Origin of the sequence: Bradyrhizobium sp. LMG 9283, from assembly GCF_045571415.1 — a bacterium.
Classification (GTDB): Bacteria; Pseudomonadota; Alphaproteobacteria; order Rhizobiales; family Xanthobacteraceae; genus Bradyrhizobium.
The window spans coordinates 8,581,206-8,595,202 of sequence record NZ_CP120691.1; the positions used below are offsets into that span (position 1 = coordinate 8,581,206).

At 64.9% G+C, this 13,997-nt stretch carries 12 protein-coding genes; 8 read left to right on the forward strand and 4 right to left on the reverse strand.

Features of this window, described 5'->3' with window-relative positions; translation table 11 throughout:
* Positions 1-115: 115 nt before the first annotated feature.
* The 5 genes from P6U29_RS40030 (at position 116) to P6U29_RS40050 (ending at position 4,566) form a co-directional block, all read left to right on the forward strand.
* Positions 116-814, forward strand: coding sequence for a cytochrome c biogenesis CcdA family protein (locus P6U29_RS40030; RefSeq protein ID WP_407115580.1), 699 nt, complete (start codon positions 116-118; stop codon positions 812-814).
* Positions 815-844: 30 nt separating this feature from the next.
* Positions 845-1,408 (forward strand): redoxin domain-containing protein, encoded by a 564-nt coding sequence (locus P6U29_RS40035; protein WP_407115581.1) that lies wholly within the window; start codon positions 845-847, stop codon positions 1,406-1,408.
* A gap of 101 nt (positions 1,409-1,509) precedes the next feature.
* Positions 1,510-2,484: a hypothetical protein gene (locus P6U29_RS40040; protein WP_407115582.1), complete on the forward strand. Its 975-nt coding sequence runs from the start codon at positions 1,510-1,512 to the stop codon at positions 2,482-2,484.
* 363 nt (positions 2,485-2,847) lie between these two features.
* Positions 2,848-3,441, forward strand: a complete 594-nt coding sequence (locus P6U29_RS40045; protein ID WP_407115583.1) for a L,D-transpeptidase — start codon at positions 2,848-2,850, stop codon at positions 3,439-3,441.
* A gap of 87 nt (positions 3,442-3,528) precedes the next feature.
* Positions 3,529-4,566 carry an amino acid ABC transporter substrate-binding protein gene (locus tag P6U29_RS40050; protein WP_407115584.1) on the forward strand — a complete coding sequence of 346 codons (1,038 nt, stop codon included), beginning with the start codon at positions 3,529-3,531 and terminating at the stop codon, positions 4,564-4,566.
* A 366-nt stretch (positions 4,567-4,932) separates the two neighbouring features.
* On the opposite strand, the gene P6U29_RS40055 is transcribed toward P6U29_RS40050, so the two are convergent.
* Both P6U29_RS40055 and P6U29_RS40060 read right to left on the reverse strand, forming a co-directional pair.
* On the reverse strand, positions 4,933-6,072 hold the full coding sequence (locus P6U29_RS40055) for an acyl-CoA dehydrogenase family protein (protein ID WP_407115585.1): 1,140 nt from the start codon (positions 6,070-6,072) through the stop codon (positions 4,933-4,935).
* Positions 6,073-6,219: 147 nt separating this feature from the next.
* The gene (locus tag P6U29_RS40060; RefSeq protein WP_407115587.1) at positions 6,220-7,419 is read right to left on the reverse strand and encodes an acyl-CoA dehydrogenase family protein; all 1,200 of its coding nucleotides are present in this window, start codon (positions 7,417-7,419) and stop codon (positions 6,220-6,222) included.
* Positions 7,420-7,556: 137 nt separating this feature from the next.
* Here P6U29_RS40060 and P6U29_RS40065 point away from each other — a divergent pair, with 137 nt between their 5' ends.
* Both P6U29_RS40065 and P6U29_RS40070 read left to right on the forward strand, forming a co-directional pair.
* Positions 7,557-8,102 (forward strand): carboxymuconolactone decarboxylase family protein, encoded by a 546-nt coding sequence (locus P6U29_RS40065; protein ID WP_407115589.1) that lies wholly within the window; start codon positions 7,557-7,559, stop codon positions 8,100-8,102.
* A 192-nt stretch (positions 8,103-8,294) separates the two neighbouring features.
* The gene (locus P6U29_RS40070; protein ID WP_407115591.1) at positions 8,295-8,789 is read left to right on the forward strand and encodes a VOC family protein; all 495 of its coding nucleotides are present in this window, start codon (positions 8,295-8,297) and stop codon (positions 8,787-8,789) included.
* A 119-nt stretch (positions 8,790-8,908) separates the two neighbouring features.
* Here P6U29_RS40070 and P6U29_RS40075 read toward each other — a convergent pair whose 3' ends face one another.
* On the reverse strand, positions 8,909-10,144 hold the full coding sequence (locus P6U29_RS40075; protein ID WP_407115592.1) for an MFS transporter: 1,236 nt from the start codon (positions 10,142-10,144) through the stop codon (positions 8,909-8,911).
* 174 nt (positions 10,145-10,318) lie between these two features.
* Complete coding sequence (locus P6U29_RS40080) at positions 10,319-11,566, reverse strand: MFS transporter (RefSeq protein WP_407115594.1); 1,248 nt, start codon at positions 11,564-11,566, stop codon at positions 10,319-10,321.
* Positions 11,567-11,763: 197 nt separating this feature from the next.
* Between P6U29_RS40080 and P6U29_RS40085 the strand changes: the two genes are divergently transcribed.
* The gene (locus P6U29_RS40085) at positions 11,764-13,833 is read left to right on the forward strand and encodes a prolyl oligopeptidase family serine peptidase (protein ID WP_407115595.1); all 2,070 of its coding nucleotides are present in this window, start codon (positions 11,764-11,766) and stop codon (positions 13,831-13,833) included.
* The last annotated feature ends 164 nt before the right edge of the window (positions 13,834-13,997 follow it).

Sequence of the window (13,997 nt, forward strand, 5' to 3'; positions counted from 1 at the left end):
GGGAGTGCAGGTTCATCCTGGCCGGCAGGATCGCCCCGTCACGAAGGCGTGACGCCGCGTAACGCCTGACGCATCCAGCCCGAACTGCCCTCGTGACCTCCCTCACGAGTGCCTCATGCTCGAACTGCTCTTCGCTCTCCTCGCCGGCATTCTCACCATCGCCGCGCCCTGCACGTTGCCGATGTTGCCGATCCTGCTCGGCGCCTCGATCGGGCGCGCTGGGCATCTGCGCCCGGCGATGATCGCGCTCGGCTTCGTCGTTTCCTTCTCCGCAGTCGCACTGCTGCTCGGCGCGATCACGCACCTGTTCGATTTCGATCCAAACGTGCTGCGCGAAGCCGCATCCATCCTGCTGCTTGGCTTCGGCCTGTTGATGCTGTGGCCGGCGCCGTTCGAATGGCTGTCGATCCGGCTCAATGGCTGGCTCGGTCTCGGTAGCTCGAGCAGCGCGCAGCGCGAGGGCGCGCTCGGCGGGCTCGTGCTCGGCACCACGCTGGGCCTGGTCTGGACACCCTGCGCCGGGCCGGTGCTCGGCTCGATCCTGACGCTGGTGGCGACGTCGAAGGACGTTGCCTGGGCCGGCACGCTGCTGGTCGCCTACGCCATCGGCGCGGCGATCCCGATGCTGGCGATCGCCTATGGCGGACAGGCCGCGACGACGCGCGTGCGTAGCCTCGCGCGAGTCTCGCCACGGCTGCAACAGGGCTTTGGAATCGTCGTGATCGGCTTCGCCGTTGCCGCCTATTTCCAATACGACACGCTGATCGTGGCGTGGCTCACCGGCTTCTATCCCACCGGCCAGATCGGCTTGTGATCACCCTCATTTTCACCGGAGGACTCGTCCATGACTCTCAAACTGCTTGCTGTAGGCGCCGCACTGATCGGCATCACCGTCACCGGCGCCGTCATCCCCGGCATCTGCGACGAGGCTGTGCGTGCCACACCCATCGTCACCGCTGCCGCAGGCCAACAGACCGCGCCCGACTTCAGCGGCATCAGCAACTGGTTCAACTCGAAACCGCTGAGCATGGCCGATCTCCGCGGCAAGGTCGTGCTGGTCGACTTCTGGACCTACGGCTGCGTCAACTGCGTCAACACGCTGCCGCACGTCACCGACCTCTATGCCAAGTACAAGGACCGGGGTCTCGTCGTGGTCGGCGTGCACACGCCGGAATTCCCGTTCGAGCGCTCGGCCGCCAACGTGCAGGCCGCGCTGAAGCGTCACGGCATCACCTATCCGGTGGCGCAGGACAATGATTCCAGAACCTGGAACGCCTATCGCAACCAATACTGGCCGGCACAATACATCATCGACCAGACCGGCAGAATCGTGTTCCAGCACGCCGGCGAAGGCAGCTACGACCAGATCGACCGCACCGTGGCGAGGCTGCTGAACATCGACGGCTGACGCCGCGCGGCCATCGCGCGGCGGGTTTAGTTGTCGCCCTTGTTGCTTGACTCCACGGACCCGTCCGTGGAGTTTCGCAAACCACGCAATCAGCCGCCGCAATGGACGACACGCCCAGCTATAGCGACATCCGCCTTCGTGAAGGCTCTTCGATCGCGCAGCGGCTGGTCATGTCCGGCTTTGCGGTCGCCGTCGCCCTGTGCTTCACGCCGGGACTGTTTACGCATGACATCCTGGAAATCATCATATCGGTGGTCGCGCTGCTGGTGGGAACCGGGTTCGTCGTCGGCATCATGATGGCGCCGGCCGTGGTGTGGATCATCACGCCCGACGAAATCCTGATCGGGCAGCAGCGGCCGTTCGGAAAGCTGCGCACGCGGATCATCGCGAAACACGACATCGCGGGACTGCAGGTTCCCGGCAGCAAGAGAATAAAAGCCCGCTTCCAGCTGGCGTTCACGCTGGCCTCGGGCGAGCGGCTGACGTCGCCACCCATCGCCGACGTCACGCATGTTCATGACACCGTGGCTCGGATCGCCGAACAGTTCGACGTTCCCAATGTCGAGGCGCCGAGCAACCCGCTCGATGCCAGCAATCCCGAGATGCGTCTCGGCGATCCGCTCGAGCCGTTTCCCGCAAGGGACATCAAGATCGTTGCGTTCATCGCCCTCGTGCTGTGCGCCGTCCCCTACGCCTACAAGCTCTGGCGCGGCCTGCCGCCCGGGCCGGTGGACATCGTGCTGCTGCCGATCGGCGCGATCGCCGCCTTCGCGGTGCACAGATACGCCAATCTAGTGACGGGTGCGTTCTGGATCATCCGGCAGCACGACATTCAGGTCGAGCGCCTGTGGGGCGACGGCAGCCTGCGCGCCGACCATATCGAAGGGCGCGACGTGAAGACGATCACCGTCGAGCGCCGCGGCCGGTCCGAGGACGAGCACTGCATCGTCGCGATCCGGCTGTATTCGGGGCGGCGGTTTCGCAGCCCTCGTATCGGGTCGCGAGTCGAGGCCCGCGCCGTGGGCGCCGAGATCGTGCGGCGGCTCGGGATTGCGGCGGAGAGCAACCGGATCTGACTGTCTTCGATTGCCAATCGTCGAGGTCGATCTCACCGCGAGCTCAGTTCGAACCTCTCCCGCCTGCGGGAGAGGTCGGCGCGTAACACCGGGTGAGGGCTTTATCCTCTGGGGGAGTGTCCCGTTGCGGAGACACCCTCTCCCCTGCCCTCTCCCGCAAGCGGGAAAGGGAGCGCACCGCCCTCGCCGCGACATTCTATGCTTTTCGCGCCATCCCCTGTTTGTGGCATTGCTCCGGCCCGTCAAAAAACCAAAGCATTCTCGTGACATGCCAGGGCGGCGCGCCATCAACTTGCCATGAACTTGCCCCTCAGGTTTGATGGTTCCGAATGATTTGCGCTGTGGCAGCGGGGAGAGCTTGAAATGACGGATTTTCGTCGCCTGACCGGGATTTTCGTGGCTGCGATGGGACTAATCCTCTGCGCGCCGCACGCCTTCGCCCAGCAGCCGGACCGCGGCGACGAGCCGGGTCTGATTGCGGACGATTCCTACCAGCTTGATCCGGAATGGCAGAAGCAGGTCGTCTACTTCCGCACCACGGAACCGCCGGGCACCATCATCGTCGCGACCGCCGAACGCCACCTCTATCTGGTGCAGCCCGGCGGGCGCGCGATCCGCTATGGCATCGGCGTCGGCCGCGACGGTTTCCAATGGCAAGGGCTGGTGACCATCACCAACAAGAAGGAGTGGCCGGACTGGACGCCGCCGCCCGAGATGATCCAGCGCCAGCCTTATCTGCCGCGCTTCATGGCCGGTGGCCCCGGCAATCCGCTGGGCGCCCGCGCCATGTATCTGGGCACCACGGTCTACCGCATCCACGGCACCAACCGTCCTGACACGATTGGCACCAAGGTGTCCTCGGGCTGCTTCCGTCTCGTCAACAACGACGTCGCCGATCTCTACGATCGCGTCCCTGTTGGGACCAAGGTCGTCATCCGGCAGAAGCCCGAACTCTAAGGGCTATGCTTCGAGCATGATCGGACCGATCATGCTCGCACCCCTCCCCCCAATTCCTTTTCCCGATACTTTCGAGAGAGACACATCATGCGTACTTTTCGTGGCGGCCTGCTGATCGGGCTCGCGGTCGCCGTGCTGGTCGGCGTCCTCGCCATCATCTATGAATTCTACGACACCCGCACCCTGAAGCGCACCGTTCGACGCGGCGAAGTGCTGTGCGGCGTCAACAAGGGCCTGCCGGGCTTCTCATATTCCGAGGACAACAAGAACTGGACCGGCTTCGATGTCGATTTCTGCCGCGCGGTCGCCGCGGCGATCTTCAACGACCCGGGCAAGGCGAAGTTCATTCCGCTCGACGCCAGCGAGCGCTTCAAGGAATTGCAGAGCCGGAAGGTCGATATCCTCTCGCGCAACTCGACCTGGAGCATGGCGCGCGAGCTCGACTACGACCTCTATTTCCCCGCCGTCGCCTATTACGACGGCGCAGGCTTCATGCTGCCGCGTTCGCGCAACAAGGAGACCTCGCTGGACCTGACCGGCAGCAAGGTCTGCGTGCAGGCCGGCACGACGACGGCGCTCAACGTTGCCGACTACTTCCGCGCCAACAACATGAAATATGAAGAGGTGAAGTTCGAAAACCTCGCCGACGTGGTGAAGGCCTACGACACCGGAAAGTGCGATACGTTCAGCGCCGACGTCTCCCAGCTCTACGCGCTCAGGCTGAACCTCTCCAAGCCCGGCGACCACATGATCCTGCCGGACATGATCTCCAAGGAGCCGCTCGCCCCCGTCGTGCGCCAGCGTGACGACGACTGGATGATGATCGTGAAGTGGACGCTGTATGCGATGATCAACGCCGAGGAGCTAGGGGTGACCTCGGAGAACATCGACGAGGCCCTGAAGTCGAAGAAGCCGGACGTGATGCGCCTGGTCGGCACCGAGGGCAATTACGGCGAGCAGCTCGGCCTCACCAAGGACTGGGCCGCCCGCATCATCCGCCACGTCGGCAATTACGGCGAGATGTACGAGCGCAATATCGGCGAGAAGTCCAAGCTGAAGATCCCGCGCGGCATGAACCAGCTCTGGAATGCGGGCGGGGTGCAGTACGCACCGCCGATGAGGTAAGGGACGGTCTGTCGGCCGTCATTGCGGGCGAAGCGAAGCAATCCAGAGTCTTTCCCCGGTGACAGACTGGATTGCTCCGTCGCAAGCGCTCCTCGCAATGACGAGCTTGGGGCAGGTACTTTCCACACTCTCAACTGTCATCGCCCGCGAAAGCGGGCGATCCAGTATTCCAGAGACGTCAGTCGTATGCGGAGAAGCCGCGGCGTACTGGGTCGCCCGGTCAAGCCGGACGACGACACTGAGGATGGGATGCGTAGCTCGCGCCTCATGTGAGGTCCGTAGACCGGATGGAGCGCAGCGCAATCCGGGGCGGTGTCATTGCGCGGAGACGCCCCGGATTACGCCGCGCTCCATCCGGCCACGAGATCAATACCCTCGCGTCCGCGCCAGCTGCTCGGTGTGGTAGTTCGCGTCGCCGAACAATTCCTCGCACACTCTAGCCCGCTTCATGAAGAAGCCGATGTCGAACTGGTCGGTCATGCCCATGCCGCCGTGCATCTGCACGCCTTCCTGCACCGCGCGCGTGGCGGTGGTGCCGGCGCGGGCTTTTGCCACGGCGACACTTGATGCGGCCTTGGCAACGTCGGCGTCCAATGCCTGCAGTGCCTTCATCACCGCGGCGCGGGTGATCTCGATGTCGATATAGAGCTCCGCGGCACGGTGCTGCAGCGCCTGGAATTCGCCGATCAGCTTACCGAACTGTTTTCTGCTCTTGAGGTATTCGACAGTGCGGCCAAACACTTCATCGCTGAGGCCGACCATCTCGGAGGCGACCGCGCCGCGGCCGATATCGAGCACGCCATCAAGCAGGCCCGAGCCCTGATCGATCTCGCCGAGCACGCTGTCGGCGGTGACCTCGACATTGGCGAATTCGATCCGCGCCGCGTTGTGCGCATCGACCATGATAGTGCGCTCGATCGCGACGCCCTTGGCTTTGGGATCGACCAGGAACAGCGTCAAGCCTTCGCGCTCGCCGGCGGCGCCCGCGGTGCGCGCGGCGACGATCAGGAGATCGGCGACATGGCCATCGACCACCAGTGCCTTGGCGCCGGAGAGCTTGAAGCCATTGCCGGCGCGCACGGCCTGCAGGCTGGTCTGCAGCGGGCGATGCTTGGCGCCCTCGTCGATCGCGAGCGTCGCAAGCAGCGAGCCGCTCGCGATTTTCGGCAAAAACTCCGACTTCTGCGCGGCGTTGCCGCCGCGGTTCAGCGCCGAGGCCGCGACCACGCTGGTGGCGAGGAACGGCGAGGGCATCAGGGTGCGGCCGATCTCCTCCATGACGATTCCGGCTTCGACATAGCCGAGGCCGCTGCCGCCGAATTCTTCCGGCACCAGCAGGCCGGCAAAACCCATCTCGGCGAAGGAGTGCCAAAACTCCTTGGAGAAGCCGATGGGGTCCTTGCTGTCGCGCAAGTGGCGCAGATGCGACACCGGTGCCTTGTCGCTGATCAGTCCGCGCGCGCTGTCACGGAGCATTGATTGTTCTTCGGTGAGGACGAGGGCCATGTGCAAATCTCTAAACGTTTGGCGGAATGTATATCTGTTGCCGTCATTCCGGGGCGCGTCGAAGACGCGAACTACGGAGCGCAATTGCGCTCCGGAGAATCTCGAGGTTCCGGGTTCGTCGCTTCGCGCCGCCCCGGAACGACCGATTTACGCCCCCGGCAGATCCAGGATGCGCTTGGCGACGATGCCGAGCATCACCTCGCTCGTGCCGCCTTCGATCGAGTTGGCCTTGGTGCGCAGCCAGGCGCGCGGGCGCGCGCCCTGCTTGGACCGCTCGCTCTCCCATTCCAGCGCATCGACGCCGCCGGCCGACATCAGGATCTCGTAGCGGCGTTTGTTGAGCTCGGTGCCGTAATATTTCATCGCCGAGGAGAACGCCGGATGCGCCTGCCCGGCCTTGGCGAGATCGACGGCGCGCTCGGCGCAGGCCGCGAGCGCGGCCTCATCGACATCGAAGCGCGCGATCTGGCCGCGCAGCATGGCGTCGTCGAGCCTGCCTTGCCCATCGGTGCCGACCGAGTCAGCCGCGATCTGGCCGAGCGGGCGGCCGACGCCGCGCTCGCCCATGCCTGAAATCATCGCGCGCTCGTGCTGGAGCAGATATTTCGCGACGTCCCAGCCGCGGTTGATGGTGCCGACCACATGCGACTTCGGCACGCGAACATTGTCGAAGAAGGTCTCGCAGAACGGCGAGTAGCCCGAAATCAGCAGGATCGGCTTGGTCGAGACGCCCTTCGAGGTCATGTCGAACAGGATGAAGCTGATGCCGTCGTGCTTCTTGGCCGTGGGATCGGTGCGGACCAGGCAGAAGATCCAGTCGGCGTAATTGGCGTAGGACGTCCAGATCTTCTGGCCGTTGATGATGAAGTCGTCGCCGTCGCTCTCGGCCCGGGTCTGGAGCGAGGCGAGATCAGAGCCGGCATTCGGCTCGGAATAACCCTGGCACCAGCGGATCTCGCCCGCGGCGATCTTCGGCAGGTGCTCCTTCTTCTGGGCGTCGTTGCCGTATTTCAGGAGCGCCGGCCCGAGCATCCAGATGCCGAAGCTCGACAGCGGCGGCCGGGCGCCGATCCGCGCCATCTCGACGCGAAGCACCTTGTGCTCGGCTGGGCTCAAGCCACCACCGCCATACTCCTTCGGCCAGTCCGGAACCGTCCAACCCTTGTCGCGCATGCGCTCGAACCAGATGCGCTGCGGCTCGGACGAGAACTTTGCGTTGCGACCGCCCCAGAACACGTCGGCATCCGACGTTGCGGGCTTGCGCATCTCCGGCGGGCAGTTGGCCTCCAGCCAGGCGCGCGCCTCCTTGCGGAATTGTTCGAGTTCGGCGGATTCAGTTTCGCTCATGGTCGTTTCCATCACTCAAAAATCGACTTGTTGAGCGCGACTCTGGGCCAAGCCCCCGCGGAATTCAACCACTTCCGCAGGCGTGCATTCCGCTATAGTCGACGGCATGGCGGCTTGAAAACAAAGAGGAAACGACAATGCGCCTGAAGCTTCTTTCGCCTGGCGAAATGAACGAGAGCCAGCGCCAGACCTATGACGAGTCGATTGCCGGCAAGCGCGGCAAGCCGCCGGCGCCGATGATGGCCTGGCTCAACAGTCCGGAAATGGCCCGTCACGCCACGCGGCTGGGCGAGGTGCTGCGCTTCGACACGATCTTCCCGGCAAAGCTTTCGGAGATCGCGATCCTGGTGACGGCGCGGCACTGGACCGCGCATTACGAATGGTATGCGCATAAGCGGCTCGCGCTCGCCGGCGGCATGAAGCCGGAGATCATCGACGCGATCCGCGATCGCCGCACGCCTGACTTCGACGATCCCAGGGGCAAGGTGATCTACGATCTCGCGAAGTCGCTGCACGAGGGGCACGGCGTCGAGAAGGGACTCTACGATGATGCCGTGAAGCTGCTCGGCGAGCGCGGCGTGGTCGAGGTGATCGGGCTGTGCGGCTATTACACGCTGGTGTCGATGACGCTGAACACGTTCGAGTTCGGCCTGCCCGAGGGTGAGGTATCGGAGCTTAGCTAGAACAGGTGAAATCGAGTGCAGTCGGTGTTCACCTCTCCCCAGCGGGGAAAGGTGAACTCTGCCTGGGCTTGATACCGACATCACCAATTCAGCCCCAATTGGTTGCCCATTCGGAAACGATGGGTTTCGGGTTCGGCCCGTAGCGCGGTCCCGAGGCCCGCCCTATGTAGAGCTCAGCAACGGAGCATTCCCATGTCGCAAAGCCCAGCCGTCCATGCCGGCACCCGGATCGGCCACGTTCACCTCAAGGTCGCCGATCTCGATCGCGCGCTCGGTTTCTATTGCGGCGTGCTCGGATTCGAGCTGATGCAGCGCATGGGCTCGGGCGCCGCCTTCATCTCGGCCGGCGGCTATCATCACCACATCGGGCTCAACACCTGGGAAAGCAAGGGCGGCTCACCACCGCCGCCGGGCACCACGGGGCTCTATCACACCGCGATCCTCTATCCGACGCGGCCTGCGCTGGCGGATGCGCTGCACCGGGTGCTGACGGCCGGCATTGCGCTCGACGGCGCCAGCGACCACGGCGTCAGCGAGGCGCTGTATCTGCGCGACCCGGACCAGAACGGCGTCGAGCTGTATTGGGACAAGCCGCGGGAGCAATGGCCGTTCGGGCCGGATGGCAAGCTCGCGATGTTCACGAAACGGCTCGACGTGGAAGCGTTATTGCGGCAGCGGGAGGGCTGACCTCCGCTCTCTCCTCGTCATTGCGAGCGGCGAAGCAATTGAGAATCTTTCCGCGGAGACAGTTTGGATTGCTTCGCGGCGCTCGCAATGACCGAGTTTGTTGAGGGGCCGTCGCCCCTCTATGATAGCTTCGCCCGCGGCCTCGCCCGCACCATGATCAGCGCCGCGGCCGCCACTTCCAGCGCGATGCAGACATAGAACGGCAGGGCATAGCCACCCGAGAGATCGCGCAACAAGCCGACGACGCCGGGGCCGAAGGCGTAGGTCACCTGATTGATCGCGGTGTTGAGGCTGATCAGCACACCGAACGAAGCGCTGTCGAACTCCTGCTGCACGATCAGCGAGGGCAGCGTGATGAGATTGCCGACCGAGAAGCCGAACACCGCGCAGACCGCGATCAGCACATAATCGTTGTGCAGATTGACGACGACGAGAAGCGCCGCCGCCTGGCTGAGGAACGACAGTGCGGAGGCGAGGCGCTGGTCGAGGCGGTCGATCACCAGCGAGAACAGCACGCGGCCGACCACGGCCATCGCCGTCAGCACCCCGACGGCGACCGCCGCCCGCTCGCGCCCGATCACGGGATCGAGGAACGAGATCAGGTGCACGATGAAGCCGACCTGGGCGAACAGCACCAGGGCGAAGGCGATCGTCACCGTGAGGAAGCCGACATCACGCAGCGCCCATGCGCGGATCTGCGTCGAGGATTGCGGCTTTGCCTTTGCTGCCGCGTGCCAGCCATGGCGGTCGGGCGGGCGGCCGACGAGAAGGAGGATGACCGGCAGCAGCAGCACCAGCATGGCAGCGGCAGTGGCATACATCGCGCTGGCGAAGCCGATATGGCCGATCAACGCCACCAGCAGCGGCACGCCGACGATGCCGCCGAAGCTCGCGCCGTTCAGCGCAAGGCTGATCGCCATGCCGCGCTTTTGGTCGAACCACAGGCTGATCGTGTTGGTGATCATGGCGAGACTGGTGCCGGCCCAACCGAAGGCGAGCACGGCATCGGCGAGATAAAGCTGCCAGGGCTCGCGCACCGCGCCGATCGCGACCGCGGCCGCCGCCATCGCCAGCGTGCCCGCAATCAGGCAGAGGCGCGGGCCGTATTTCCGCACGGCTTCGCCGACGAAAACGACCAGCAGTGCGCCGAACAGGTAGAAGAACGTGGTGCCTGCGGAGATCAGCGTGGTGGGCCAGCCCCGCGCGCGCTGGAGCTCGGCGACATAGACGCTCTGGCCGTAGAAGCCGAGACCCCAACCGAAGGTCGCGAGCAGGAAGCAGACCGCGACGATGCGCCAGCCGCCGTAGCGGACGGAGGATTCGTCGAGCGTGGGCTGTTGAAGATTATCGAGCATCGCCGCTTACTCCGTCATGCCCGGGCTTGTCCCGGGCACCCACGTTCTTCGATCCGCGCCCAAGACGTGGATGGCAGGGACAAGCCCGGCCATGACGCATCAACTAATATCTCGCACCGGGAAAATCACTTCGACTCGGATCGAAGTATCAACGCTGCTGACAGCCTCCTGCCATCAGACCGCGTCCGGAAACTCACCCATCGCCGCATCCAACTGCGCCTTGCGGCGGCGGGCCCAGGAGACCAGCGAGAGCACGGCAAGTCCCAGCACCACCGGCGGGAACACCACCAGGTTCACCGCCGACCAGCCGTAATTGGCGAGCAATTGCCCCGAGGAGAACGAGCCGATCGCCATCATGCCGAACACCAGGAAATCGTTGAAGGCCTGCACCTTGTTGCGCTCCTGCGGGCGGTGCGTTTCCAGCACCAGCGCAGAGGCGCCGATGAAGGAGAAATTCCAGCCGACGCCGAGCACGATCAGCGTCGCCCAGAAATGCATCGCAGTGAGGCCGGAGAGGCCGATGCCGGCGGCGCCGGCTTCCAGCAGCAGGCCGGCCGCGACAACCTTCGCGGCACCGAAGCGCGCGATCAGCGCGCCGGTGAAGAAGCTCGGCCCGTACATCGCGACGATGTGCCATTGAATGCCGAAATTGGAATCGGACACGGACAGGCCGCACATCTTCATGGCGAGCGGCGCCGAGGTCATCACCAGATTCATCATGGGATAGGAGATCACGCCGCACAGCGCCGCCGCGATGAAGCGCGGCTGAGTCACGATGGTCAGCAGCGGCCGTCCACCATGCAGATCGGCCGGCCCGGGCCTGGGCATGTCGACGCCCGCGACGATGCCCATGGCGACCAGCGCCACCGCGGCCTGCACCAGGAAGCTGAAGGCGAACAGATAGGGCTGCCAGACATCCATGGTCCATTGCACGAGCTGCGGACCGAGCACGCCGGCGAACACGCCGCCCGCCATCACCCAGGACACTGCCTTGGGGCGGTAGGCCGCGCTGGCGCCGTCGGCGGCGGCGAAGCGATAGGACTGCGCCACGGCGCCATAGAGGCCGCCGAGGAAGGTCGCGATACAGAACAACACGAACGAGCCGTGCAGGATCGCGAACGAGCCGAGCAGGCCAGTGAGCGTGCCGAGGCCCGTGCCGATGACGAAGGCCACGCGGCGGCCGAAGCGGCGCGAGATCGCGCCGGTCGGCAGCGTGCCGGCGGCAAGCCCCACCACATACATCGAGATCGGCACGGTCGCGAACGACATGTCGGGCGCGAGCGTGGCGCCGACGATCGCGCCGGTGGCGAAAATGACAGCCGAGTTGGCGCCGGTCAGCGCCTGCGCGGCGGCAAGGCGCACCACATTGGCACGCACGCGGGCGTCGTCGGCGATTTCGGCGGTAGACGTCACATCGATCATCGGCATTTCCGCCCGAGGGGCTCGCAAGGGGCTGTGGTGATTCCCGGCACTATGAAGGGCCGTGGGAGGGCGGACAACCGGCGCAAACGGGCGCAGGCCATGCCTCTGACGCAATCGGACGGATGATAACGGGCCGCGCCCTTGACGGCTTGAGTTCGATCAAATCCTATCCGCAGCGACTTGTTGGAGTTTCGTTCATGACCGTCGACGACAGGCCCACGCTCAGCGCTCCCGACGACGATCCCTGGCTGTGGCTGGAAGAGATCGAGGGCAGACAGGCGCTCGATTTCATCGAGCGGCAGAACAGCCTGACGCTCCAGGCGTTCGGCGGAGCGGCCTTCGCGCGCGACCGCGACATTCTCGCGGCGATCTATGACCGACCCGATAACATCCCCTATGTCGGCCGGCGCGGCGATCACCTCTACAATCTCTGGAAGGATGCCAGCAATCCGCGCGGGCTATGGCGGCGAACCACGCTAGACGAATTTCGCAAAACCGCGCCTGCCTGGGAAACCGTGCTCGACATCGACCAGCTTGCCGCGAGCGAGGGCGAGGACTGGCTGCTGAACTGGATCAGCTCGAGCCCCGCGCATCAACGCGTCATCCTGAGTCTGTCGCGGGGCGGGAGCGATGCCGTCACCTTGCGCGAGTTCGACATCGGCACGAAGAGCTTCGTCGCCGATGGCTTCGTGCTGTCGGAGGCCAAGGGCAGCGTCGACTGGCTCGACGCTGATACGCTGATGCTTTCCAGCGCCTATGGCGCGGACATGGCGACGACATCAGGCTATGCCAGAACGATCCGGCTGTGGCGGCGTGGCCAGCCGGTCGAGCAGGCGCAGGTGATCTTCGAGACGACGGCCGACCGGATGCGGGTCTATTGCGGCGTCGACGACACCGGTTCGGCGCCGCGGGCGTGGATCGTCGACCAGGTCGATTTCTTCAATTTCGCGATCTGGCTCCGCGACTCGGTCGGCGCGCTCACGAAGCTCGATCTGCCGACCGGCATCTGGATGCAGGCGCATGGCGACTGGTTTGCGGTGAAGCTGCGCCAGCCATGGACCGTTGCGGGACGGACATTCGCGGCGGACAGCGTGCTCGGCATCTCGCTCTCGGCCTTTCTCGCAGGCCATCGCGATTTCACCGTGCTGTTCGAGCCCGGCCCGCGGCGCGCGCTGCAGGGCCTATTCTGGACGGCGGGGAAGCTGGTGCTACCGATCCTCGACGAGCTGCGACCGGTGCATGAAGTCTGCACGCCCTCGCCCACCGGCTGGGCCCGCACCACGCTGCGGGGACTTCCCGCCATCGGCGTGGTCGACGTCTGGCGCCTGGATCATCATGAGTCCCAAAGCAACGGCGACCTGCTCGCCAATGTGCAGGATCCGCTCACGCCGCCCTCGCTGCTGCTGATCGAGCGTGGTGTCGCCAGTCCGGCCGTGCTGAAGCAGGCGCCGAGGACGTTCACCGCAGATGGGCTCGTGGTGACCCAGCACGAAGCGATCTCTGTTGACGGCGAGCGCATTCCCTATGTGCAGACCGGTCCCGCGGCTGAGACCGGCGATGCGCCGGTCTATATGAGCGCCTATGGCGGCTTCGGCGCTTCAGTGAAGCCGTACCACAACGCTTCGCTCGGCAAGCTGTGGCTGGAGCGCGGCGGCACGACCGTGCAGGCGAATTTGCGAGGCGGCGGCGAGTTCGGCACACGCTGGCACGATGCCGGACGGCTTGCCGGCAAGAAGCTCTCGCACGACGATTTCGCCGCGGTCGCTGCCGATCTCGTGCGCCGCGGCGTGACAAGTGCGAAGCGCATCGCCGCGCAGGGCGGATCGAACGGCGGCATCCTCATCACCAACATGCTGGTGCGCTATCCCGAGCGCTTCGGCGCACTGTTCTGCACCATCCCGCTGATCGACATGCGCCGCTACACAAAGCTGCTCGCGGGCGCGAGCTGGATCGCGGAGTATGGCGACCCCGACAAGGTGGAGGAGTGGGAATGGCTGAAGACCTACTCGGCCTATCACAACGTGAAGGCCGGCCAGGCCTACCCGCCGATCCTGATCGCCACCACGCGACGGGACGATCGCGTCCATCCCGGCCATGCCCGCAAGATGGCGGCCAAGCTCCAGGCGATGGGCTATGAGGCCTGGTTCTACGAGCCGGCCGCAGGCGGCCATGGCTACGGCAAGGACAACAAGGAGCGCGCGAGCTTCGAGGTGCTCGGCTTCCGGTTCTTGAAGGAGAAGATCGGGTGGCGGGACGGCGAAGGCTGAGGGGCGCGAGGTGGCACGTTCAATGCGTCGCTTTGCGATGGCACGACTTCGCGGAGTGACATTTGCATTCCGCCCATGCAGGCAATGAGGGTTTTTGATTTCCGCGATCCCCTTTACCCTCGTCGACAACCTCGTCAATTCTGGACATGCAGTTCATGCAATTC